Genomic DNA, 23,945 nt, shown 5'->3' with positions numbered 1-23,945 from the left:
ACGAAAGATCTCCACCCGGCTTTCTGCTATCCTTGCGGCGCATTGCTACTATGAGGCTTCACATTTTTATGTCAGGTTGGCGCAAACTTTATTATTCCCTTTTAAACTTACCGCTCAAATTATTGGTAAGAAGCAAGGTGATCCCTGCCGATCCGGTCACGGAGTTCCGCCTGGACCCGACCCGGCCGATACTTTATGTATTACCTTATGATTCCGACGCGGATCTGCTCACCCTTCGCCAGCAGTGCCTGGCGCAGAACCTGCCGGACCCGCTGATCCCGCTGGAGATTGACGGCCATTTGCTGCCGAGCCATGTGTTTATCGGCCAGGGGCCGCGGTTCTTCCGCTATTACACCCCGCAGCATGAGTCGGTGAAACTGTTCCACGACTACCTCGACCTGCACCGCAGCAACCCGACGCTCGACATCCAGATGTTGCCGGTGTCGGTGATGTTCGGCCGCTCGCCGGGGCGTGAGGGCGAAGGGCAGATGATGCCGCACCTGCGCCTGCTGAACGGCATCCAGAAGTTCTTTGCCGTGCTCTGGCTGGGGCGCGACAGCTTTGTCCGCTTCTCCAATACCGTGTCGCTGCGCTATATGGCGACCGAGCACGGCACCGACAAGACCATTGCGCAGAAGCTGGCGCGCGTCGCCCGGATGCATTTTGCCCGACAGCGGCTGGCCGCCGTCGGCCCGCGCCTGCCCGCCCGCCAGGATCTGTTCAATAAGCTGCTCGCCTCCAAAGCGATTGAAAAAGCCGTGGAAGATGAAGCGCGCAGCAAAAAGATCTCCCATGACAAAGCGCAGCAGAACGCCATCGCGCTGATGGAAGAGATCGCCGCGGACTTCTCTTACGAGACCGTGCGCCTCTCTGACCGGGTGCTGAGCTGGACGTGGAACCGCCTCTATCAGGGCATCAACGTCAGTAACGCCGAACGCGTGCGCCAGCTGGCGCAGGACGGCCAGGAAATCGTTTATGTGCCGTGCCACCGCAGCCACATGGACTACCTGCTGCTCTCCTATGTGCTCTACCATCAAGGGCTGGTGCCGCCGCATATCGCGGCCGGGATCAACCTGAACTTCTGGCCCGCCGGCCCGATTTTCCGCCGCCTCGGCGCGTTCTTTATCCGCCGTACCTTCAAGGGCAACAAACTCTACTCCACTGTGTTCCGTGAATACCTGGGTGAGCTGTTCACCCGCGGCTACTCCGTGGAATACTTTGTTGAGGGCGGGCGCTCGCGTACCGGCCGCCTGCTGGAGCCGAAAACCGGCACACTGGCAATGACCATCCAGGCGATGCTGCGCGGCGGCACCCGGCCCATTACGCTGGTGCCGATCTACATCGGTTATGAGCATGTGATGGAAGTGGGCACCTACGCCAAAGAGCTGCGCGGCGCGACCAAAGAGAAAGAGAGCCTGTTGCAGATGCTGCGCGGCCTGCGCAAGCTGCGCAACCTCGGCGAAGGCTATGTGAACTTCGGTGAACCGCTGCCGCTGACCACCTACCTGAACCAGCATGTCCCGGCCTGGCGTGACGCCATCGACCCGATCGAGGCGCAGCGCCCAAGCTGGCTGACGCCGACGGTGCAGGATCTGGCCGACAAAATCATGGTGCGCATCAACAATGCCGCTGCCGCCAATGCCATGAACCTCTGCTCCACCGCCCTGCTCGCCTCCCGCCAGCGCTCGCTGACCCGTGAGCAACTGCTGGAGCAGCTGGAGTGCTACCTGCAACTGATGCGCAATGTGCCGTATGCCGGGGATGTCACGGTACCGGACCAGACCCCGGCGGAACTGCTGGACCACGCGCTGAAGATGAACAAGTTCGAGGTGGAGAAGGACAACATCGGTGACATCATCATCCTGCCGCGTGAGCAGGCGGTGCTGATGACCTACTACCGTAACAACATCCACCACCTGCTGGTGCTGCCGTCGCTGATTGCCAGCATCGTGATGCATCACCGCCGCGTCAGCCGGGCGGAGTTGCTGCGCCAGATTGGCCTGATCTACCCGATGGTGAAAGCGGAACTGTTCCTGCACATCACCAAGGAAGAGTTACCGGCCGTGCTCGACACACTGTGCGATGAACTGGCGCGTCAGCACCTGATCATCACCGACCGTGACGAGCTGGCGATTAACCCGATCCGCATCCGTCCGCTGCAACTGCTGGCGGCCGGGGTACGTGAGACGCTGCAACGCTACGCGATTGCCCTCTCCCTGCTCAGCGCCAACCCCAGCATCAGCCGCGGTGCGCTGGAGAAAGAGAGCCGTATCATGGCGCAGCGCCTCTCGGTGCTGCACGGCATCAACGCGCCGGAGTTCTTCGACAAGGCGGTCTTCTCGACGCTGGTGGGGACGCTGCGCGCCGAAGGCTACATCAACGATGTGGGCGATGCCATCCAGGAGCATACGCTGGCGGTCTATAACATGCTGAGTGATCTGATGACGCCGGAAGTGCGCCTGACGATTGAAAGCGTGATGACCCCGGCCGATGCGCTGCTGGTGACGGCAGAAGCCCAGGCAGCGGCCGACCCGGACGCCAACTGATACCGCGTTGCCCGCCCCTTGGGCGGCAGGCAGCAAAAAGGGCACTGTTCGCAGTGCCCTTTTTTATTGGTTATCACCCGGTGGCGGGTTTTGCCGCCCCGCCCCCATTGCGGTGTTTCCGATACTCGCCGCGTTGCGGTTTCTGCCCCATTACCGGGTTTCGCAGGAAAACCGGTGGTCAGGCGCTGAACGGCGGGTAACTGGCCAGAATGCCGAGGAACAGCACCATCCCCACGGCGTTATTATTCAGGAACGCGCGGAAACAGAGATCGCGCTGGCGGCCGGCAATCATCTTCTGCTGGTAGAGGAACAGCGCCCCCGCCAACACCAGCCCACCGTAATAGACCGCGCCGAGCTGCATCAGCTGCCCCACGATGACCATCAATACCAGCGTCGCCAGTTGCAGCAGGCCGATAATCAGCTTGTCCTGCGCGCCAAACAGGATGGCGGTGGATTTCACCCCAATCTTCAGGTCATCATCCCGGTCAACCATCGCGTATTGCGTGTCGTAGGCCACCGTCCAGCAGAGGTTGGCGATAAACAGCAGCCAGCAGGTCAGCGGCAGGCTCTCCCCGACCGCTGAAAACGCCATCGGTATCGCCCAGCCAAACGCCGCGCCCAGCACCACCTGCGGCAGGTGCGTCACCCGCTTCATAAACGGGTACATCCAGGCCAGCGCCAGCGCCACCAGCGACAGGGCAATCGTCATGCCGTTCAGGGTTAACACCAGCCCGAATGAAATCAGCACCAGCCCCACAAACAGCCGCTTGGCCTGCCCGGAGGTGATCTGGCCGCTCGGCAGCGGCCGCCCGGCGGTGCGTTTCACATGGCCGTCAAATTTGCGGTCAGCGTAATCATTCACCACGCACCCGGCAGCGCGCATGAAAAACACTCCCAGCACAAACACCAGCAGCAGCTTCAGCGGCGGCACGCCCCCGGCGGCCAGCCACAGCGCCCAGAGGGTCGGCCACAGCAGCAGCAGGGAACCAATGGGTTTATCAATCCGCATCAGGCGGCAATACGCCCGCCATTTGCTCTGCATTACAGTTGCCTCCACCTTATCTCCCCTCCTGGTGTGTTGGCTGCGGCGCGCGGTAGACCGGCGCATCCGCAAGAAAAAGTTCCGTCAGCAACAGCGGTTTGCCCGACAGCCGCAGGCGTGAGCGCCTGGCCCAGCAGGCGCCTACGCCCTGCTCTGCGCCGGTTGCCCGGCGGGAATGCCCGCTGCGCTGATCAAATGCCCCGTGGGCCAGGCCAGGCCCTTGGCCTGTCAGGCCAAAACAGATGTAATCCCGCGTCAGCGCCGCGCCGCCGAACAGATAACGCCCCAGCGGCACGGTGCCGAGGTCTACCAGCGCGCGATCCGGGCCGGTCAGCGTCTCTTCCGGGATAACGGTGCGCCCCAGCAGCCAGGGGACGCCGTCACCCAGCAGCACAATTTCACGCAGCCAATAGCGCGGGCTGTCGGGCAAGTCGGCGGCCTCTTCCGGCCGCAATGCCGCGCGGGTAATAAACCCTTCTTTCACCGGCTGCACCGTGACCTCACGGCAATGTTGTTCAAAACGCCGGGTCATGGAGCCGATTTCGCCCAGCCAGTCGGCAATGTGCGGCGGCACCGGGTCGGCCGGGCCAAGCCAGTGCAGGGAAGCAGGGATGAGACGCGCGTCAGGCATGGGGACTCTTTCAAACCGGGCTGGACATTCAGGGCGCTATTGTAACGCAGAAAAGCATTAGGGGAATGGGTGTATTAACAAGCTACTAACCTGGCGGCAATACCTGACGGCCGTACCGTGCGGGACAGGCAGGCCGGGCAGCCGGGCGGCCACGAAAAAAGGTGCGCCGCAGCGCACCAATCATCCAGCCACAAACGGCGGCGTGGGGAGTTACCCCTTGCCTTTCACGCTGCCGATAAATGTTTGACGCGCGGTTTTCGAACCGAGGCGTTCTGCTTCATCCAGCAGTTTCAGGGCTTTATCAATTTCACCGGCTTTCACGGCTTTGGTGATGGCCTGATTGAAGTAGCTTTCGGTGTCATTAAGCATCGGCTCTGTGGGTTTGGCCGGAGCCGGGGCCGGTGCAGCGGCCGGGGCAGGACGTGCGGTATTGCCGACCACCACCGGTGCCGGGGCCGGGGCGGTGACCGCCTGGCCAATCATGATATTGCCGGACTGCTGTTCAGCGCTGATTTTGATTTTCAGCGTGCCGCTGTCACTGTGGCGCGCCACCGGATCAGGGATGGCCGGCACCGCGTTACCGACGCCCGCCGCATAGGCTTTGGCCGGGTCCACCATTTGTGTGGTGCGCGCCAGATCCTGCCGGGTGGTGTAAACCAGCAGATAGATCTGCTTCTGGCCCAACGCCGGGGTCAGTTTCAGCGTGCCTTCCAGCCGGTCGCTGGAGATCACGCCCGGCTGCTGATACGGGAAATAGCTGCTGGGATAGAACGCCGCCGGACGCATCTGTTCGTCCAGCACCAGCACGTTCGGGGCGTAAACCGAGCGGTTTTCTGCCACGCTGGTCAGCCGGATCTCCAGCGAGCCGCGGTCGGCAGGCAGGGCAAAGGCGGCCACCGCACCCTGTACATCGCCCTGGTTGATGCGGCTGCTGCTGCCGTTCAGGGTAAGGGTTTCATTAGCAGGCGGTACCAGCGGCACCCAGGGGAGCTGCTGCAACGCCTCAGGGGAAATCGTCGGGGCGGTAGAGACATCACTGGATACCGCCGGGGAAGGAGAAGAAGTCAGGGAGATGGCGTGTGCCGCCATCGGTGCCATCGCCCCGATGCTCAGGGTGAGGCAGAGGGAAAGCAGTGTTTTTTTCATGATGAAGCCCTTTTTGTGGAACGGGAGTGCCGGCGTCAGGCAGGCAATGCACTGCGCCGGCTAATCTCTGAAACCATCCATAACAGGTTGACCGGCCGGGTGCCGGTCACGGCCGCCGGATCGCCCCGGCGGCGCGCGGTATTACCACCAGATCTCCATCTGCGCACCGAAGCTGACTTCGTCATCATCGCCGCGGCTGAAGGTGGTCAGGTCGGTGTCACGCGCGGCGACACCCGCCTCGTCATAACCCCATTTCTCATCCCATTTGGCGTAGGTGGCAAACACACGGATCGCCGGGCGTGACCAGATGGTGTTACCCGCCTGCCACTGTTGCGCCAGGGTGACTTTGTACTGGCCGTTGCGGTCGCCGGTTTCCTGCGATTTCACATTGTCATAGCCCACTTCCAGCAGGGTGCTCATGATCGGCGTCCATTTGTACATCGGGCGCACACCCACGGTGTACCAGGTGGTGCCGTTGTTGTTGTCGCGGTCAACATCCTGATACATGGCGACGTACATCAGGTCCCATTTCTCGGCCAGGGTGATGGCACCGTGGTCCAGCACACGGATCATGTGGCCGTCGTTATTGACCAGTGCGCCCTGCGAGCGCCCGGCGTTGGCGTTGTTGGTGCTCATGCCGTCAGTCGCGTACTGCAGCACGAATTTGTTGAAGCCGTCCATGTAGCTCTGGACGTGCTCACCGGTGACCAGGAAGCCGTCTTTGCTGGCGTTGTCATCCAGCGAGTAACCGTCACGGGCGTTGGCGCGGCCGTAGTCGAGGCCGAGTTCCAGCGTACCGCCCGGGTTCACCGCCAGGCCGGCCAGACGCACGTCAAACACGTCGTTGGAGGTCGGGACTTCTTCACGGTCATTATTGATGTAGCCGATTGAGCCGCCGCTTTCGGTGCTGCGGGTGGCAGCCAGGGAGAGCTTGCCGAAGCCGAGATCGATATCTTCCAGACCCGCACCCGGGCCGGAGATGTCCCAGTAGTAGAAGTCGATCATGTGCACGTCATGGCGCTGGTAGAAGCGCTTACCGGCCCAGATGGTGGCACCCGGCAGGGCATCAATCAGGTTTTTACCTTTGATGTTGGCTTCACGGAAAGCCGGTTCAGTGGCTTCCCAGTCGTTCTCCTGGGAAACGGAGTAGGCGACGTTGGTGTCGAAGTAGAAGCTCTTGTCGCCCTCTTTCCACACTTCCTGGCCGAATTTCAGTTCAGCATAGGTTTCGCACTCGTTACCGAGACGGTATTTGCTCTGGGCGCCGGTTGCCTGGAAACATTGTTGCTCACCGCCGCTGCCGCTCCAGCCGATGCCGGAACGGGCGTAACCGGTGAAATCAACCGCCGCCGCCTGAGTAGAGATCACACCGGCCGCAACCGCCAGTGCCAGAGGTACAATGCGCAGAGTAGACATCTAAAATCTCCTGTTATGGATTTGCCTGATGGCATGTGCGTGCTTTAAACGCCCGGCTCGCCATGCAGCCGTTGGCATGCCGAGCCATCCTCACGGAACAGATGACAGCGATGCGGCGGCAGGCCGATAGCGAATGTTGCACCTTCTTCTACCAGCACAACGTCATTCTGGCGGTAGACCAGGTTCTGACGCAGCGCAGGGATTTGGATATGGATTTGGGTTTCGTTGCCCAGTTGCTCGACCACCTGCACCTCACCGGCGAGCGTCACCTCTGAGGCATCGCTCGGCAGCAGGTGCTCCGGCCGGATGCCGAGCGACAGGTTGCTGCCGGGCTGGACGCCCTGCCCGGCCACCGGCAGCCAGACCAGCTGGCGGTTCGGCAGTTCAACCTGCACCCGTTCCGCCTCGGCGGCGATCGCCTTGACCGGCAGGAAGTTCATCTTCGGCGAGCCGATAAACCCGGCAACAAAGCGGTTGGCCGGGTAGTGGTAGAGCGCCAGCGGCTTGCCCACCTGCGCCACGCGCCCGGCGTCCAGCACCACGATTTTGTCGGCCAGGGTCATCGCCTCGACCTGATCGTGGGTGACGTAAATCATCGTGCGCTTCAGGCGCTTGTGCAGGCGGGAGATCTCAATGCGCATCTGCACCCGCAACGCGGCGTCAAGGTTGGAGAGCGGCTCATCCAGCAGGAAGACATCCGGCTCCGCCACCAGCGTGCGGCCGATGGCGACGCGCTGGCGCTGGCCGCCGGAGAGTGCTTTCGGGCGGCGGTCCAGCAGGTGCGCCAGTTGCAGGATTTCAGACACCTGGTTGACCCGCTGGCCGATCAGGCTCTTTTTGGTGCCGGCCAGTTTCAGGCCAAACGACATGTTGTCCGCCACCGACAGGTGGGGGTAAAGGGCGTAGGACTGGAACACCATGCCGATGCCGCGCTCAGCGGGCGGCACCTCATTCATGCGCTTTTCACCAATCAGCAGGTCACCGGAGGTGATCTCCTCCAGCCCGGCAATCATCCGCAGCAACGTTGACTTCCCACAACCCGACGGCCCGACGAAGACCACAAACTCGCCGTCATCGATGGTCAGGTTAATGTCTTTAGAGATAACGGTTTCACCGTAGGCTTTATGTACGTGCCGCAGCGTAACGCCTGCCATGCAAGACTCCTTTCTGCCAAAAATTTATGTGGCGAATAATTGGTGGTGAGGATGCGCGTTTGTAATCAGCCGGTAATCATCCGTAACAAGGTTTTTCGTGGGGGAGGAGCCGGGAGGATGAGCTGCAACAGCGGGGGTACAAAAGTTCCGCCCTGATGCCAAGTTTGTGATCCGGCTTACAAAAATAGCCTGTTGATTGTGTGCCGGATGCCACATAACCGGCCGGAGTGTTAAGCCGGTCACAACTCCATTTGTGGGGGCGTAGAGGGGGGGAGGATGAGTGTATGTCGGATTGTGAACGACTATGACCACGCTGAAACTCTTTCACCCCGGCCGCACCAGCTTTTCAGGGCTGCCTGCGTCGCTGCCTACAGACACGGATAACAGGACAGGATTATGACTCACACACGTAATAAGTCTGGCGCCACCCGCTTTAGCCGCACGCTGGCACTCTCTGCGCTGGCCACGCTGGTGCTCGCTGCCCCGGCTCTGGCCAAAATTGAAGAGGGCAAACTGGTCATCTGGATCAACGGTGACAAGGGCTATAACGGGCTGGCGGAAGTGGGCAAACGCTTTGAAAAAGACACCGGCATCAAAGTGAGCGTGGAGCACCCGGACAAGCTGGAAGAGAAGTACCCGCAGGTGGCCGCCACCGGCGACGGCCCGGACATCATCTTCTGGGCGCATGACCGTTTCGGCGGCTATGCCCAGTCCGGCCTGCTGGCGGAGATCACCCCGTCCCAGGCGACAAAGGACAAACTCTTCCCCTTCACCTGGGACGCCGTGAAATTTGACGGCAAGGTGATCGGTTACCCGGTGGCCGTGGAAGCGCTGTCACTGATTTACAACAAAGACCTGATCAAAACCCCGCCGAAAACCTGGGAAGAGATCCCAGCGCTGGACAAAGAAATGCGCGCCAAAGGCAAGAGCGCCATCATGTGGAACCTGCAGGAGCCCTACTTCACCTGGCCGATTATCGCGGCGGACGGCGGCTACGCCTACAAGCTGGAGAACGGTAAATATGATGTGAAAAACGTCGGGGTGAACAATGCCGGGTCACAGGCCGGGCTGCAATTCATCGTTGATCTGGTGAAGAACAAGCACATCAACGCCGACACCGATTTCTCCATCGCGGAAGCGGCCTTCAACAAAGGCCAGACGGCGATGACCATCAACGGCCCGTGGGCGTGGGGCAACATCGAGCAGAGCAAAATCAACTACGGCGTGGCCGTGCTGCCGACCTTCAAAGGCAAGCCGTCCAAACCGTTCGTCGGTGTGCTGACTGCCGGGATCAACGCCGCCAGCCCGAATAAAGAGCTGGCCACCGAATTCCTGGAGAACTACCTGCTGACGGACGAAGGGCTGGCGCAGGTGAACAAAGACAAGCCGCTCGGTGCGGTGGCGCTGAAGTCTTACCAGGCACAGCTGGAGAAAGATCCGAAGATCGCCGCCACCATGCAGAACTCGCAGAACGGCGAAATCATGCCGAATATCCCACAGATGAGCGCCTTCTGGTATGCCGAACGCAGCGCGGTGATCAACGCCGTCTCCGGCCGCCAGAGTGTGAAACAGGCACTGGATGACGTGCAGGCCCGCATCACCAAGTAATGCCCCGCCCCGCCGCCCTGCCGCCCCGGCCGGGCGGCGGGCGTATCCTCCCTCAGTCTTATCGCAAGGAACGTCGTTATGCAGTTGACCCGTACCGATCGTGCCGGCCGTAAACCCACCGCCTGGTGGCAGAGCGATCCGCTGAAGTGGTTGGTTATTGGCCTGTTCTCCCTGTTTACTGCCTATCTGGTGGTGCTGATGTATGCGCAGGGTGAATATTTGTTTGCCATTGTTACGTTAGTGCTGCTGAGCGCCGGGCTGTATGTCTTTGCCAACCGCCGCGCCTATGCCTGGCGCTATGTTTACCCTGGGCTTGCCGGGATGGGATTGTTTGTGCTGTTCCCGCTGGTCGCCACCATCGCCATTGCGTTTACCAACTACAGCAGCACCAACCAGCTGACTTTTGAGCGCGCGCAATCCGTGCTGATGCAGCGCCAGTATCAGGCCGGTGACACCTACGCCTTCGCGCTCTACCCGGCGGGCGACAAGTGGCGCCTGCAACTCACCGACCCGGTGAAAAACAGCCAGTGGATTTCGCAGCCGTTCAGCCTGGGGCCGAACCCGCCGCCGCTGGAGATGCAGGCGCAACAGACCGCGCCGGAAGGGGACAAAGCCACCCTGCGTGTGATCACCCAGAACCGTCAGGCGATGGCCGCGCTGGTGGCGCGCCTGCCGCAGGGCGTTAACCTGCGCATGAGCTCCCTGCGCCAGTTCTCCGGCACCGCACCGCTCTATACGCGGGCGGACGACGGCACCACGCTGACCAACAACCAGACCCAGGTGGTCTACAAACCAAACCCGGACACCGGCTTCTATCAGGCCGTGGATGCCCAGGGCAACTGGCAGGCGGAAAAACTCAGCCCCGGCTTTACCGTGGGCATCGGCTGGCAAAACTTCCTGCGCGTGATGCAGGATGAGGGCATCCAGAAACCGTTCCTGTCGATTTTCGCCTGGACGATTGTGTTCTCGCTGCTGACGGTGGTACTGACCGTGGCGGTGGGTATGGTGCTGGCCTGTGTGGTGCAGTGGGAGGCGCTGAAAGGCAAGGCGCTCTACCGCGTGCTGCTGATCCTGCCCTATGCGGTGCCGTCGTTTATTTCGATCCTGATTTTCAAGGGGCTGTTTAACCAGAGTTTCGGTGAGATCAACCTGATGCTCGGCGCGCTGTTCGGTATTAAACCCGCCTGGTTCAGCGACCCGACCACCGCCAAGGCGATGATTCTGATTGTGAACACCTGGCTCGGCTACCCCTACATGATGATCCTCTGCATGGGGCTGTTGAAGGCGATCCCGGATGATTTGTATGAAGCCTCGGCGATGGACGGCGCCACACCGTTCCAGAACTTCTTCCGCATCACGCTGCCGCTGCTGATCACCCCGCTGACGCCGCTGATGATCGCCAGCTTCGCCTTTAACTTTAATAACTTTGTGCTGATCCAGCTGCTGACCAACGGCGGCCCCGACCGGCTCGGCACCACCACCCCGGCCGGGTATACCGACCTGCTGGTGAGCTTCACCTACCGCATCGCCTTTGAAGGCGGCGGCGGGCAGGACTTCGGGCTGGCGGCCGCGATTGCCACGCTGATTTTCCTGCTGGTGGGCGCACTGGCAATCCTTAACCTGAAAGCCACCAAGATGAACTTTGACTAAGGAGAGCCGCCAATGGGCATGGTAAAACCAAAATCGCAGCGCGTACGCCTGCTGGTGACACACCTGCTGCTGATCGCGTTTGTAGCGATGATTATGTTCCCGCTGCTGATGGTGGTGGCGATTTCGCTGCGCCCCGGCAACTTCGCCACCGGCAGCCTGATCCCCGATCAAATCTCCTGGGACCACTGGCGGCTGGCGCTGGGCTTGAGCGTCACCCACGCTGACGGCAGCGTGACGCCGCCGCCCTTCCCGGTGCTGTTGTGGCTGTGGAATTCGGTGAAGGTGGCGTTTATCACCGCCATCGGCATCGTGACGCTCTCTACCACCTGCGCCTACGCCTTTGCGCGGATGCGCTTTCGCGGCAAAAGCAGCCTGCTGAAAGGGATGCTGATTTTCCAGATGTTCCCGGCGGTGCTGTCACTGGTGGCGCTGTATGCGCTGTTTGACCGCATCGGCCAGTACCTGCCGTTTATCGGGCTGAACACCCACGGCGGGGTGATCTTCGCCTATATGGGCGGCATCGCGCTGCATGTGTGGACGATAAAGGGCTATTTCGGGACGATTGATAATTCGCTGGAGGAAGCCGCCTCACTGGACGGTGCCACGCCGTGGCAGGCGTTCCGGCTGGTGTTGCTGCCGCTGTCGGTGCCGATTCTGGCGGTGGTGTTTATTCTGTCATTTATTGCCGCGATCACCGAAGTGCCGGTGGCCTCGCTGCTGCTGCGTGATGTGAACAGCTACACCCTGGCCGTTGGGATGCAGCAATACCTCAACCCGCAGAACTATTTATGGGGCGATTTTGCCGCCTCTGCCGTGCTCTCCGCCATCCCGATCACCGCCATCTTCCTGCTGGCCCAGCGCTGGCTGGTCGGTGGCCTGACTGCCGGGGGGGTGAAGGGGTAACCCTCGTTTTGCGCCGTTCTTGTTTGACTTACCTTTGTGTTGGGCGGCCGTTGCGGGCCGCCTTTTTTATGCCGGGCCGCAGGCGCTATTCGCGCTTCAACCGGTCGGAATTGGCGAGGAACAGCGTGACCACCAGCACCAGAATGGCCGCAGAATAGATAAGCGTATCCAGCGGGTTTTTGTGGTCAACGATGATAAGCCGGATAATCGCCGTGATGCCGATGTAGATGAAATAGCGCAGCGGGAAGTGATACCCGGAAGAGAAATACTTTACAATCAATGCGATAAACTCAAAGTAGAGGAAGTAAATCACAATCCCTTCAATCAGCAGGTATGACGACGGCTCATCGCCGTTTACGAACAATACCAGCGTCAGATGGTAGGTTTCCCGCCCCAGAAACAGCAGCAGGATAGCGCCCAGCCCCAGTAAAAACACATTCAAAATACGCTGCATGATAACGGATATCATGATGCCGCGTGGTGAACCGCCCATTAGGAATCTCTTTAGTCATTAAATCGTTTCAGCAGCATACAGAATGCGGGCCGGGCGGGACAAGGGAAGGACGTTGCCCCTGTGCGTTTACCCTTCTCATGCCCATAAAAAACCCCGGCATTGCCGGGGTTGGGTGGGTGACGCCTGCCGGGTTGCCCTTAGTTGAAGTAGGGCGAGCGGCTGTCGGTGATGTTGTAGAGCTGGTATTTGCGGCCAAGCATCTGGCCGCCGTCGCGGGTCAGCGGTATCCAGTTGATCTGCGCACGTGTCCGGCTTGGCTGCACGGTCAGGATGTCCAGCGGCACCGAGATATAGAAGCCCTTGGTGAACTCCCCTTCCCCATACTCCTCCGCCGAGACGTTGGTCTTGGTGGCAAATGCCCCGACAATCACGCCGCTGTCGAAACGCTTGGAGACGTCGAGCGTGCCGCCTTTGTCTTTCGCCAGATACTGCCCGACGCTGGCTTTGACCAGCACCCCGTCCAGGAAACGCGGCTGCCAGTAGGCAGTCAGGTTGCCGGTCTGGGTTTTGTACTGGGTGAAATGCAGCGGGCTGTCCCAGTCACGTTGCTTGACGTAGTTGGCGTCCACGCCGACTGCCCAGCGGCTGTCCAGCGGGCGGTAGAGCACTTCCGCGCCCACGCCGCCGTACATCTGCTCCAGGTAGCCGCCGTAGATCTGGCCGTACCAGCCGTCGCCCAGGCGGTTCATATACGTCAACTGTGCATTGTTCAGGTAGAGGTCGTTGTTATCGACATACTCACGGATGCGGGTACGCACACGCGGCAGGGAGCTGTCAGCCGGCGGCCCCTTGTAGTTGAACTTGTCATAGTTGTTGAACAGGTTCAGGAACAGCGAGCCGGAGGCCAGCAGGTGGTGGGTCATCCACCAGTCGGCGCTGCCCTGAATACCGACCTGATACATGTAGAAATCTTCCGGGCCGCCGATCGACTGGTTCAGCACCGGTGCCAGCCCGGCACTGAAGGTGCTTTTCTCCACGTAGTAACCCTGCTCCGCCCGTTCCGGCAGGTGCGGGTCGGCGCGGTGCTGCAACAGCGGTTTCTCCTGCCCGAGCGGGTAGCCCTCCAGCTGCTGCTTCAGGCTCTCCACGCTGGTCACGGTACTGGAGATCGGCATATTCATGCTGGTATCAGTAACGTTCAGGGTCTCTATCCCGTCCGGCAGCCGGTTGATCAGGATACGGTTGGCACGCGCAATGGCCGCATTGTTGTCACGGTAGCGGTTTTGCTCGCCGGTCATGTAGAGCGTACGGTCTTTCACCTGGATGTGCGGCGCGGTGTAACCGGCGTTGTCCTGCAAGGCGGCCAGTTGCTCACCGATGACCTGATGGTCAAGGATGGCGTCCTGCGGCTGCGGCTGGTAAGGCTGCGGCGGCGGGTCGATGTGGCGCTGCGACATCTCATTGAAGTTGGTGCGCAGGGTGACGCCGGCCATCAGGGTGTTGCCGCGCTCCCAGCTCAGGTTGACGTCGGCCCAGTCCGTCATGCGGTAGACCGCCCCGACGTTCACTTTCGAATCCTGTTTGATGGTGCCGGCGAAATCGCCCTGGTAGTCGTTGCCTTCATACTCGACTTTCAGGCGCAGCGGCTGCCATGGCGTCTGGTATTCGATGCCGCCGAACAGTGAGGCCGGGCCGTGGAAGAAGTTTTTCCCGTTGAACTCACCGGCTTCGCCCTGCACGTTGTTACGGTAGCAGTAACTCGCCTTGGCCTCACAGAACGGGTTTTTCACGTTGCCGCTGTTGCCGAGGTAACCCCAGCCCAGGCCGAGGGTGAAATCGAGCGGCCCCCAGGCTTTGCTGGCGGCGATGAATTCGCTGTCAAACAGCCCGGTGCCGCCGAAGTCGCGGATGCCGACGGAGGTTTCCGGCAGCCAGTAGCCCTCTTCCCACAGGCGCAGTTTCAGGTCGACGCCCTTATCTTTGTAGGTCTGGTCGCCGCTGAATGCCTCATCGCTGCTGTATTTGCGGGTGCGCACGTCGGTGTAGCGGATGGTGGCTTCCAGCCACGGGAAGGGCTGCACGGCCAGGGAATAGAAGCGGTACTGGTCGTTGTGGCGCAGGTTAAGGCTGAATTCGCCCTCTTTCGCCATGCGCCCGGTCGGCACCTGCATCAGGCCGACACCGCCGAAGTCGCCCTGCGACGGCCCCAGCGGTTCGGTGTAAGGGGAAGCCTGCACGCCCGCGGCCACAGCCATCGCCAGTGCGCTGATAACATAGGATCTTTTCATTAGTCAGGGACCCGGTTGGTCAACAGCGCCAGAATCCGCAGGTTCAGATCGCGGTAAGCGCTGGGTAAGACGTGGGCGGAAAAGCCCACAAAGAGCGTGCTGCCCGGTGCCGGTTCGGCGCGGCGGTGGTTCCAGTAGGCGACCGGCACCTGCCGGGTGGCGCCGTCGGGCTGAATCAGCCAGACCTGGTTTTTATCGTACCCCGCCAGCGGGGCGTGGTTGTCGAGATAGGTTTTGGCATCCTGCGCCGGGACAAACGGCTGCGGGCCGCTGTTCTCGAATAGCCCGAACAGGCGCACGGTAGTCGGCCGTTGCAGGGTATAGACGCTGTACTCCCCTTCCAGGCGGCGGTTGTGCTCCGGCCGGATGCGCACGTCGTCCGGGTCGAGCGGCACAAACTGGCGGCCGGTCACCGTCAGCTGCGACACCTGCTGGTGCAGGTTGTCGGCGGCGGCAGCCAGGTCACCGTCATCATCCTGGCGGAAGGTGGCGGCCAGCGCGCTCAGGGAGGCCAGCACCGCCTGCTTCATCGCCTGCTGGTGTGCGGTGGCCTGCGGCGCAGCGATCACCGTGCCCGGCCACCAGGTACGGTTAAACAACGCCGGATTCATCACCAGTTCACTGAGGTCCCGGGCGCCGTCAACCGTGACGCTGCCGGCCTGCTCCGGTAAATACACCGTGACGTGGCTCTCCGCGAACGCGGACGCAGCCAGGCCAACGCTCAGGCTTACTCCAAGTAAGAGACGTTTTTTCATGGTATTTACGGTTTCAAAATTGTGATGTTAACGGGGATGAAATCCGGGCCGATGTACTGCTCCGCTTTCCTGACAATGCCGGTGGCGGGGTCGATCCAGAAGTGGTTGCGGTAGTGGCGGCCCAGCGACGGCACCGTCACCTCTTCCTCCACGCGCAGCGTGTCCAGGGTGGTGCCCGCAATCTCCAGCGGTTCGCGGCCGTCAAGATGGAAGACTGATTGGGCGGTGGCGCTGTGGAACTGCTGCCCCTCTGTCCAGCTCAGGGTACGCGTCCAGGTCGCGCCCTCTTTCAGGGTTTGCGGGTTGAGCAGCGGGTCGTGTTGGCGATCGGTGACCTCCAGCAGGTTGTCACGGTAGCCGACGGTTTTGGTCAGGCGGCCGTTTTGCGTCACCAGCAGCACGCGGTCAGAGGAGAGCCACTTGACCTGGCCCTCTTCCGCGAAGGCGGCCACCACAAAAATCTGCGGGCCGTCATTCAGCCGGGCATAGATGCTGGAGTACGGCAGGGTACGCAGCGTCTGCGCATCGACCTCGACATCGGACATCCCGAACGCGGCGATCGCCAGCGTATCCCCGATGCCCCGTTGCGTCTGGCTACAAGCCGAAAGCAGGAGGCAAGCCAATAACAGTGAAAAATAGCGCACGTTCTTTTCCCAGGATAAACAGGCCCATAACAGGGGCCGCAGCGGGCAGCCCCCAGAAGTCCGCCGCGTCACAGGGCGGGCGGATGCATGATTGTTGGCCTCACCGGGGCGAACCCCGGCGGGCAAACGTAGACCGGTTAACACCGGAGGCCCCTTTCGCCAGCACACAGGCTGGAATTCCATGCGAAAAGCGGGGCACGTTTGCCGGGCGGCCAGTTTATGGCGCCGTTCCGTCAGCCGATACATTCCAGAAACTAAAGGTTCCCCGGCAGCGAATTAATACGTTGCCTCAAGGGGATACTGGCCTCTGTCGGATAGGGCGGGCAGGAAAGGCTGCTTATTTATAATGCAATAAACTGTTAATGAGTGTCATCATTGATGGCGTGAATGGCTTAGTCAGGGAAGGTTTTTCATGCGAGGGGTCATTTTTAGCATTTTTGTTAAATAGATGATTTTAAGCATCTTTTATCGGAGGTGTTCCGGCCGATTTTCCCCCTGTGGTTTTTCAGCAGCGCGATGAACAGATAAGGAAAGTGGTCAAAAAACAGTTCGAACAGATTTTTACGCCAAAAACCCGACTTAAGGGAAGCACAATATCCGCCGGTTTCGCTAATCTCAGGAAAAATAACGGATAATGCGCGGTGAAATTATAAGCGCACTCAGCATAAGCTGAATTTCCGTTTTTTCAGACAAACCCTACAGGACGGCGGCCGCCTCAGGGCAATAAAAAGGCCCTGTCAGGGAAAATCCCGCAGGGCCGTTGATGTGTTGGCGGCGAAACCTTAACCCGCGGTTAAGCTTTGCCGCCCACTGCCGGGCTTAGCGCCAGGCTTTGAAGCGGTTGATCAGCGCGTTGGTGGAGCTGTCGTGGCTGCTGACCTGCTCATCCCCCGCCAGTTCCGGCAGGATGCGGTTTGCCAGCTGTTTGCCCAGCTCTACGCCCCACTGGTCAAAGGTGAAGATGTTGAGGATCGCGCCCTGGGTGAAGATTTTGTGCTCATACAGGGCAATCAGCGCGCCGAGGCTTTCCGGGGTGATTTCACGCAGCAGGATGGAGTTGGTCGGGCGGTTGCCTTCGAACACCTTGAACGGCGCAACGTGTTTCACGTCTTCCGGTTTTTTGCCCTGGGCCGCGAACTCTTCTTCAACGGTCTCCAGCGATTTGCCGAACGCCAGCGCTTCAGTCTGGGCGAAGAAGTTGGAGAGCAGCTTCGCGTGGTGGTCGCTCAGCGGGTTATGGCTGATGGCCGGGGCGATGAAGTCACACGGGACAATTTTGGTGCCCTGGTGAATCAGCTGATAGAAGGCGTGCTGGCCGTTGGTGCCCGGCTCACCCCAGATGATCGGGCCGGTCTGGTAGTCCACCGGGTTGCCGTTGCGGTCAACGTATTTGCCGTTGGATTCCATGTTGCCTTGCTGGAAGTAGGCAGCAAAGCGGTGCATGTACTGGTCATACGGCAGGATCGCTTCGGTTTCGGCACCAAAGAAGTTGTTGTACCAGATGCCGATCAGCGCCAGCAGCACCGGCAGGTTCTGCTCCGCCGGGGTGTTGGCGAAGTGTTTGTCCATCTCGTGCGCGCCGGTCAGCAGCTTCTCGAAGTTCTCAAAGCCCAGGGAGAGCGCAATGGAGAGGCCAATCGCTGACCACAGGGAGTAACGCCCGCCGACCCAGTCCCAGAATTCGAACATGTTGTCGGTGTCGATACCAAACTCGCCGACGGCTTTCGCGTTGGTGGAGAGCGCGGCAAAGTGTTTGGCCACGTGCTGCTGGTCACCGGCGCTGTTCAGGAACCAGTCACGCGCGCTGTGGGCGTTGGTCATGGTTTCCTGGGTGGTGAAGGTTTTGGAGGCCACCAGGAACAGGGTGGTTTCCGGGCTGAGGGTTTTCAGCGTTTCGGCGATGTGGGTGCCGTCAACATTGGAGACGAAGTGCATGTTGAGGTGGTTTTTGTACGGCTTCAGCGCTTCGGTCACCATGAACGGGCCGAGGTCAGAGCCGCCGATGCCGATGTTCACCACGTCGGTTATCGGCTTGCCGGTATAGCCTTTCCAGTCGCCGCCGATCACGCGGTCACAGAACTGCTTCATTTTCGCCAGCACGGCGTTCACTTCCGGCATCACATCTTTGCCGTCCACCACAATCGGGGTGTTGCTGCGGTTGCGCAGGGCCACGTGCAGCACGGCACGGTCTTCGGTGCGGTTGATCTTCTCCCCGGAGAACATGGCGTTGATGGCACCCTGGAGATCAGTCTCTTTGGCCAGGGCCTGCAACTTCTCCAGCGTTTCTTTGGTGATGCGGTTTTTGGAGTAATCCACCAGCATCTGATCGTTAAAGGTGGCGGAGAAGGAGGAGAAACGGTCACTGTCCTGGGCGAATAATTCACTGATCTGAACATCTTTCATCTGTTCAAAATGCTGCTGCAGGGCCTGCCAGGCAGCGGTTTGACTTGGATTGATATTTTTCATCGCAACGCTCTCGTTTGAGTTTCACATTATGAGATTAAAAGCCTATCCCAGCAGGCGCGAAGTGTGGGCAAACACGTCATGCTGGGATACGCTTTACATACCGCCTGATGCCGATTGTAGCCTGTAATCCTTTCGATGATATCCCTTTTCTTGCAATAGGCCGCATCTGTTAATGATTATTTATTAATCGGTTATGAAGTGTGACAGATCATGCGCATCATCCGTAAATAATAAAAACAGAAAAGCCTTATGCTTTCGTTGACAGCGCAGCCAGAACCAGTAATCCTAGCCCCCTACTCGCGCAACCGTGTGCGAGCCAGAAGAGGCGCGTCGCCCAGGCAGGGTGTCAGAGGAACCGTATTCCACTGACGGCACTTGAGGGGGAGCGACGCCGAGGTACGTGGGCAGGCGGATGCCCCGTATCGGCTACAGAGGCTGAATCCTCTGGGTTGTCACCAGATCGCCCAACGCGGGCGGCCAGCAAGGTGGAGCGCTTCTGGGAGTATCGTAGCCCACTACGTCTGCCCCCTATTACCGCCCTCCCCTTGTGCCAAGGTTTTGAATTTGTTGCCATAAAATAATGGCCCTGACACGAGGTTTACCATGAATCAAGCAGTTCCCTCCTCCTTCCACGCCGGTCAGCCGATGATCGTGGCGAAATTTGGCGGCACCAGCGTCGCAGATTTTGATGCCATGAACCGCAGCGCGGATGTGGTGCTGGCCAACCCGGCCAACCGCCTGGTTGTTCTGTCTGCCTCCGCCGGCATTACCAACCTGTTGGTCGCTCTGGCCGAAGGCTGCGAGCAGGAGCAACGTGACGTGAAACTCAGCGAAATCCGCCGGGTTCAGTACGCCATCATAGACAGACTCACTGAGCCTGAGGTGATCCGCGAGGAGATCGATCGCCTGCTGGAGAACATCGCCATGCTCTCCGAAGGCGCCAGCCTGGCCACCTCCCCGGCACTGACCGATGAACTGGTGAGCCACGGCGAACTGATGTCGACCCTGCTGTTTGTTGAGATCCTGCGTGAACGTAATGTGGCGGCAGAATGGTTTGACGTACGCAAAGTGATGCGCACTACCGATCGCTTCGGCCGCGCCGAGCCGGACACCGCACAACTGGCTGAGCTGGCCACCCAGCAACTGCTGCCGCGCCTGGAGCGGGCGCTGGTGATCACCCAGGGCTTTATCGGCAGTGAAGATAAGGGCCGCACCACCACCCTCGGCCGCGGCGGCAGTGATTACACCGCTGCACTGCTGGGTGAGGCGCTGCACGCCGGCCGCGTTGATATCTGGACGGATGTGCCGGGCATTTACACCACCGACCCGCGCGTAGTGCCGACGGCCAAACGCATCGATAAAATCACCTTTGAAGAAGCCGCCGAAATGGCGACCTTCGGCGCGAAAGTGCTGCACCCGGCGACCCTGTTACCGGCCGTGCGCTGCGACATCCCGGTGTTTGTCGGCTCCAGCAAAGACCCGGCCGCAGGCGGCACGCTGGTGTGCAACAGCACCAAAAACCCGCCGCTGTTCCGTGCGCTGGCCTTGCGCCGCAAACAGACCCTGCTGACGCTGCACAGCCTGAACATGCTGCATGCGCGCGGGTTCCTGTCTGAGGTGTTTAACATCCTGCTGCGCCACAATATCTCGGTTGACCTCATCACCACCTCTGAAGTGAGCGTGGCGCTGACGCTCGACACCACCGGCTCAACCTCCACCGGTGACAGCCTGTTGACCACTGCGCTGCTGACGGAGCTGTCGTCGCTCTGCCGCGTTGAGGTGGAAGAGAACCTGGCGCTGATTGCGCTGATTGGGAACAAGCTTTCGCAGGCGTGCGGCGTCGGCAAAGAGGTGTTCGGCGTGCTCGACCCGTTCAGCATCCGCATGATCTGCTACGGGGCCAGCAGCTATAACCTCTGCTTCCTGGTGCCCGGCGGCGACGCCGAGCAGGTCGTGCAGACCCTGCACCGCAACCTATTCGAGTAATACCGCGGCGCGCAGGGCGAAGCCGGGCGCACGCCCGGCTTTTTTATGTCCGCCGCACCGTAAAACCAGCAAGGAAAGACGTTATCAGTAGAAAAACAGCGTACCCGTGAACACCGGTGCCTGTAAAAAACACAACATCCGCCATAACCAGAAGAAGGAACCGACCTCTCATGTTAGCGAAAATCACCCGCCTGTTTCCGTTATGGGCTGTCCTGCTCTCCGTCGCGGCCTATTACCTGCCCGGCACCTTTACCCCCATCACCCCGCACGTCAGCACGCTGCTGATGCTGATTATGTTCGGCATGGGCGTTACGCTGGAGTTCGCCGATTTCAAACGGGTATTGTCGCGCCCGGCCCCGGTGGCTGCCGCCACGTTCCTGCACTACCTGGTGATGCCGCTGGCCGCCTGGGTGCTGGCGAAACTGTTCCAGATGCCGCCTGATCTTGCCGCGGGCATGGTGCTGGTCGGCAGCGTGGCCAGCGGCACAGCCTCCAACGTGATGATCTACCTGGCGAAAGGCGATGTGGCGCTGTCAGTCACCATTTCCGCCGTCTCCACGCTGGTGGGCGTATTTGCCACGCCGCTGCTGACGCGGCTTTATGTGGATACGCAGATCAGCGTCGATGTGGCCGGGATGCTGCTCAGCATCCTGAAAATCGTGGTGATCCCGATTTTTGCCGGGCTGGTGATTCACCACCTGTTTACCGGGCTGGTGAAAAAGCTGGAGCCGGTGCTGCCGCTCTTTTCCATGGTCTGCATCCTGGCGATCATCAGCGCCGTGGTGGCGGGCAGCCAGGGCTTTATCGCCTCTGTGGGGCTGGTGGTGATTGTGGCGGTGATCCTGCACAACGGCATCGGGCTGCTGAGCGGTTACTGGGGCGGCAAGCTGTTCGGTTTTGATGAAACCATCTGCCGCACGCTGGCGATGGAAGTCGGGATGCAGAACTCCGGGCTGGCCGCCACGCTGGGCAACCTCTACTTCTCGCCGCTGGCCGCCCTGCCCGGTGCGCTGTTCTCCGTCTGGCATAATCTTTCCGGTTCCTTGCTGGCCGGCTACTGGTCAGGCAAGCCGGTAGACAAAACCGATGCGGCGGTGACCGCGCGCGCCGATCGCTGACCTGGGCGCCGGCCATAAAAAAGGGCGCGGTTTCCCGCGCCCCTTCTGTCTCTGCCCCGCCCTTAGCGTGTCACCAGCTCCTCTTCATCACGTTCATCATCTTCCAGCTCCTGCTCCAGCACGCTGTAGGCCACTGCGCAGAACAGCGAGTTCAGGCGTTTCATGTCACCCAACAGGCCCAGGTGCAGCGAGCTGGTTTCAATGCTCTGCACATTCTGCTGATGCAGCCGGTCAACATGCGCGTGGGCATACCGGCGATCCATCAGGCGAAAGCGGTGCTTGGAGCGCCGCAGGCGGCGCGCGCTGGTGATGTCGCCGGAGAGAAACACCGACATGCTGAGGCGCAGGTTATCCAGCAGGCGCTTATGCAGCTCATCCAGCTCTGCCAGCCCGGCGGCGGAGAAAGCCCGGCGCGCGCCGTGGGATTTCGCCGCCACATCGCCGGTCATCCGCTCGATGATGTCGCCCGCCTGTTCGAGGTTCAGCGCCATCTCAATCACCTCCGCCCAGCGGCGCGAATCGGACTCGCCCAGATCCTCTTTCTGCATCTGCGCCAGATAGAGTTTGATGGCGGTATAGAGCACATCGACATCATCATCCAGCCGGCTGACTTCCCGCTCCTGCGTCAGGTTGCCGTGCACCACCTCATGGTGCAGCACCAGCATGTGCTCCACCACGTCGCCCATGCGCAAGGTTTCGCGCGCGGCATTGGCCAGCGCCAGCGTAGGGGTGTCGAGTGCGCTGGTGTCCAGGTGGCGCGGGCTGAGGCGCGGGTCCTCCTGCGGTGACGCGACGATCAGCACCTGGCAGAGGCGCGCCATCCGCTCGCTCAGCGGCAACAGCACCAGGCAGCGGATCAGGTTGTAGAAGACGTGGAAATAGATCACCAGCTCCTCATCCGATACCGGCAACCGGTCAAATGCGTCTGCCAGCAGGGCCACAAACGGCAACACCAGCACGCAGCCAATCAGCTTGAACAGCAGGCTGCCGAGCGCCACGCGCCGCGCCTCCGCATTCTGTTTGCTGGCGTTGATCATCGCCACCAACCCGCTGCCGAAGTTGGCCCCGATCACCAGGCAGAGCGCGACCTTGAGCGAAATCACGCCGGTGGCGGTGAGGGTTGCCGTCAGCAGCACTGCCGCCAGGCTGGAGTAACTGATGATGGCGAACAGCGCGCCGGTCAGGGCGTCCAGCAGCACATCCCCGGTCAGTGACGAGAACAGCACTTTAACGCCGGAGGCCTGGGTGATGGGGGTGGCGGCCGTGACGATCAGTTCCAGCGCCAACAGAATCAGCCCCAGCCCGATGGCGACCCGCCCTATCTGCCCGGCGCGCAACTGTTTGCGGCTGAGGAACAACGCCACGCCCACAAAGATCAGCAGCGGCGAAAGCCAGGAGAGGTCAAACGTCAGGATACGCGCCATCAGCGCGGTGCCGACATCCGCCCCCAGCATGATCACCAGCGCCGGGGAGAGCCCCACCAGCCCCTGCGCCACAAACGAGGTGACCAGCAAGGCGGTGGCGTTGCTGCTCTGCACCAGTGCAGTAACGCCAATGCCGGAGACAAACGCCAGCGGTTTCTTTTCCACGCTGCTGCTGAGGATCTGGCGCAGGTTGGCACCAAATACCCGCATAATGCCGGTTCGCACAATATGCGTCCCCCATACCAGCAGGGAGACGGCCGACAGCAAATGAAGAAGGGTTAACACGGAATAGCTCTCCTTCGCCAGGCATTAACAGGCCACCCCACCTGCCTGACGATTGGAGCGGGATGGCATCCGATTACCGTCACCAGGCATCTTGCCCGGTCCGGCTCTCGCAAATCATTTATCGGTCTTGCAAAAAACCTGCCGGAAAGACGCTCTCTGCAACGCAGAGGTTTATTCATGCTTATCAGCGAATTACCTGTCCCTTCCGGCCTGCTGTGTGCAGCTTTCCATAAGATTTATCACAGTAATTGTAGACCACAATAATCCAGCCAGTCGCCCGGCCCGGCCATGACACTCATAATAATGAGCACCGGCAAATCCGGCCTATAGAGTTATATAAAAAATAATCAGGTGATATTTTTTGAGGGACAGTGACAGCACTAAAAAAAATCATTTAACCCGCCTTTCCTTTGATTACGCACACTGATT

The 23,945-nt window shown here is 60.4% G+C and carries 17 protein-coding genes and 1 riboswitch; of the genes, 6 read left to right on the top strand and 11 right to left on the bottom strand.

Annotated features, from left to right (window positions below; translation table 11 throughout):
* Positions 1–68: 68 nt before the first annotated feature.
* Entirely contained in the window at positions 69–2,546 is a 2,478-nt protein-coding gene (gene plsB / locus CYR52_RS17445) for a glycerol-3-phosphate 1-O-acyltransferase PlsB (RefSeq protein ID WP_072932941.1), read from the top strand.
* Between the two features lie 178 nt (positions 2,547–2,724).
* Here the strand turns inward: plsB and ubiA are convergent, their stop codons facing one another.
* From ubiA to malK, 5 genes are all read right to left on the bottom strand, one after another.
* Positions 2,725–3,588: a 4-hydroxybenzoate octaprenyltransferase gene (gene ubiA / locus CYR52_RS17440; RefSeq protein WP_246538611.1), complete on the bottom strand. Its 864-nt coding sequence runs from the start codon at positions 3,586–3,588 to the stop codon at positions 2,725–2,727.
* A 16-nt stretch (positions 3,589–3,604) separates the two neighbouring features.
* Positions 3,605–4,219: a chorismate lyase gene (locus CYR52_RS17435; RefSeq protein ID WP_101829052.1), complete on the bottom strand. Its 615-nt coding sequence runs from the start codon at positions 4,217–4,219 to the stop codon at positions 3,605–3,607.
* Positions 4,220–4,429: 210 nt separating this feature from the next.
* Positions 4,430–5,365 (bottom strand): maltose operon protein MalM, encoded by a 936-nt coding sequence (gene malM, locus CYR52_RS17430; RefSeq protein ID WP_101829051.1) that lies wholly within the window; start codon positions 5,363–5,365, stop codon positions 4,430–4,432.
* A 141-nt stretch (positions 5,366–5,506) separates the two neighbouring features.
* Complete coding sequence (locus CYR52_RS17425; RefSeq protein ID WP_072932931.1) at positions 5,507–6,781, bottom strand: maltoporin; 1,275 nt, start codon at positions 6,779–6,781, stop codon at positions 5,507–5,509.
* 44 nt (positions 6,782–6,825) lie between these two features.
* On the bottom strand, positions 6,826–7,935 hold the full coding sequence (gene malK, locus CYR52_RS17420) for a maltose/maltodextrin ABC transporter ATP-binding protein MalK (protein ID WP_101829050.1): 1,110 nt from the start codon (positions 7,933–7,935) through the stop codon (positions 6,826–6,828).
* A gap of 396 nt (positions 7,936–8,331) precedes the next feature.
* On the opposite strand from malK, the gene malE reads away from it, so the two are divergent.
* From malE to malG, 3 genes are all read left to right on the top strand, one after another.
* Positions 8,332–9,543 carry a maltose/maltodextrin ABC transporter substrate-binding protein MalE gene (malE, locus tag CYR52_RS17415; protein WP_072932926.1) on the top strand — a complete coding sequence of 404 codons (1,212 nt, stop codon included), beginning with the start codon at positions 8,332–8,334 and terminating at the stop codon, positions 9,541–9,543.
* A 78-nt stretch (positions 9,544–9,621) separates the two neighbouring features.
* Positions 9,622–11,193 (top strand): maltose ABC transporter permease MalF, encoded by a 1,572-nt coding sequence (gene malF, locus CYR52_RS17410; protein WP_072932924.1) that lies wholly within the window; start codon positions 9,622–9,624, stop codon positions 11,191–11,193.
* A gap of 12 nt (positions 11,194–11,205) precedes the next feature.
* Positions 11,206–12,096: a maltose ABC transporter permease MalG gene (malG, locus tag CYR52_RS17405; protein ID WP_072932921.1), complete on the top strand. Its 891-nt coding sequence runs from the start codon at positions 11,206–11,208 to the stop codon at positions 12,094–12,096.
* Between the two features lie 85 nt (positions 12,097–12,181).
* On the opposite strand, the gene psiE is transcribed toward malG, so the two are convergent.
* From psiE to pgi, 5 genes are all read right to left on the bottom strand, one after another.
* Positions 12,182–12,589: a phosphate-starvation-inducible protein PsiE gene (gene psiE / locus CYR52_RS17400; protein ID WP_072932919.1), complete on the bottom strand. Its 408-nt coding sequence runs from the start codon at positions 12,587–12,589 to the stop codon at positions 12,182–12,184.
* Between the two features lie 158 nt (positions 12,590–12,747).
* Positions 12,748–14,838, bottom strand: coding sequence for a YjbH domain-containing protein (locus CYR52_RS17395; protein ID WP_072933659.1), 2,091 nt, complete (start codon positions 14,836–14,838; stop codon positions 12,748–12,750).
* A complete protein-coding gene (locus CYR52_RS17390; RefSeq protein ID WP_072933662.1) occupies positions 14,838–15,593 on the bottom strand; it encodes a capsule biosynthesis GfcC D2 domain-containing protein in 756 nt (251 codons plus the stop codon). Before CYR52_RS17390 ends, CYR52_RS17395 begins: the two co-directional genes overlap by 1 nt.
* Before the next feature lie 5 nt (positions 15,594–15,598).
* Complete coding sequence (locus CYR52_RS17385; RefSeq protein WP_101829049.1) at positions 15,599–16,237, bottom strand: YjbF family lipoprotein; 639 nt, start codon at positions 16,235–16,237, stop codon at positions 15,599–15,601.
* An 819-nt stretch (positions 16,238–17,056) separates the two neighbouring features.
* On the bottom strand, positions 17,057–18,703 hold the full coding sequence (gene pgi, locus CYR52_RS17380) for a glucose-6-phosphate isomerase (RefSeq protein WP_072933666.1): 1,647 nt from the start codon (positions 18,701–18,703) through the stop codon (positions 17,057–17,059).
* A 312-nt stretch (positions 18,704–19,015) separates the two neighbouring features.
* Positions 19,016–19,207: riboswitch (Lysine riboswitch) on the top strand.
* Between the two features lie 99 nt (positions 19,208–19,306).
* Between pgi and lysC the strand changes: the two genes are divergently transcribed.
* Both lysC and panS read left to right on the top strand, forming a co-directional pair.
* Entirely contained in the window at positions 19,307–20,689 is a 1,383-nt protein-coding gene (gene lysC / locus CYR52_RS17375) for a lysine-sensitive aspartokinase 3 (protein WP_101829048.1), read from the top strand.
* 170 nt (positions 20,690–20,859) lie between these two features.
* Entirely contained in the window at positions 20,860–21,807 is a 948-nt protein-coding gene (panS, locus tag CYR52_RS17370; RefSeq protein ID WP_072933670.1) for a ketopantoate/pantoate/pantothenate transporter PanS, read from the top strand.
* Between the two features lie 62 nt (positions 21,808–21,869).
* Here the strand turns inward: panS and CYR52_RS17365 are convergent, their stop codons facing one another.
* Positions 21,870–23,516 carry a Na/Pi cotransporter family protein gene (locus CYR52_RS17365; protein ID WP_072933672.1) on the bottom strand — a complete coding sequence of 549 codons (1,647 nt, stop codon included), beginning with the start codon at positions 23,514–23,516 and terminating at the stop codon, positions 21,870–21,872.
* Positions 23,517–23,945 lie beyond the last annotated feature (429 nt).

The sequence above is a fragment of the Chimaeribacter arupi genome (assembly GCF_002858805.1).
Classification (GTDB): domain Bacteria; phylum Pseudomonadota; class Gammaproteobacteria; order Enterobacterales; family Enterobacteriaceae; genus Chimaeribacter; species Chimaeribacter arupi.
This window is presented reverse-complemented; position numbering and strand designations above follow the sequence as displayed.

What these genes read in the sequence shown, in the direction of transcription:
- plsB (WP_072932941.1), top strand. Translation starts at nt 69, where the DNA reads ATGTCAGGTTGGCGCAAACTTTATTATTCCCTTTTAAACTTACCGCTC.
- ubiA (WP_246538611.1), bottom strand. Translation starts at nt 3,588, where the DNA reads ATGCAGAGCAAATGGCGGGCGTATTGCCGCCTGATGCGGATTGATAAA.
- CYR52_RS17435 (WP_101829052.1), bottom strand. Translation starts at nt 4,219, where the DNA reads ATGCCTGACGCGCGTCTCATCCCTGCTTCCCTGCACTGGCTTGGCCCG.
- malM (WP_101829051.1), bottom strand. Translation starts at nt 5,365, where the DNA reads ATGAAAAAAACACTGCTTTCCCTCTGCCTCACCCTGAGCATCGGGGCG.
- CYR52_RS17425 (WP_072932931.1), bottom strand. Translation starts at nt 6,781, where the DNA reads ATGTCTACTCTGCGCATTGTACCTCTGGCACTGGCGGTTGCGGCCGGT.
- malK (WP_101829050.1), bottom strand. Translation starts at nt 7,935, where the DNA reads ATGGCAGGCGTTACGCTGCGGCACGTACATAAAGCCTACGGTGAAACC.
- malE (WP_072932926.1), top strand. Translation starts at nt 8,332, where the DNA reads ATGACTCACACACGTAATAAGTCTGGCGCCACCCGCTTTAGCCGCACG.
- malF (WP_072932924.1), top strand. Translation starts at nt 9,622, where the DNA reads ATGCAGTTGACCCGTACCGATCGTGCCGGCCGTAAACCCACCGCCTGG.
- malG (WP_072932921.1), top strand. Translation starts at nt 11,206, where the DNA reads ATGGGCATGGTAAAACCAAAATCGCAGCGCGTACGCCTGCTGGTGACA.
- psiE (WP_072932919.1), bottom strand. Translation starts at nt 12,589, where the DNA reads ATGGGCGGTTCACCACGCGGCATCATGATATCCGTTATCATGCAGCGT.
- CYR52_RS17395 (WP_072933659.1), bottom strand. Translation starts at nt 14,838, where the DNA reads ATGAAAAGATCCTATGTTATCAGCGCACTGGCGATGGCTGTGGCCGCG.
- CYR52_RS17390 (WP_072933662.1), bottom strand. Translation starts at nt 15,593, where the DNA reads ATGAAAAAACGTCTCTTACTTGGAGTAAGCCTGAGCGTTGGCCTGGCT.
- pgi (WP_072933666.1), bottom strand. Translation starts at nt 18,703, where the DNA reads ATGAAAAATATCAATCCAAGTCAAACCGCTGCCTGGCAGGCCCTGCAG.
- lysC (WP_101829048.1), top strand. Translation starts at nt 19,307, where the DNA reads ATGAATCAAGCAGTTCCCTCCTCCTTCCACGCCGGTCAGCCGATGATC.
- panS (WP_072933670.1), top strand. Translation starts at nt 20,860, where the DNA reads ATGTTAGCGAAAATCACCCGCCTGTTTCCGTTATGGGCTGTCCTGCTC.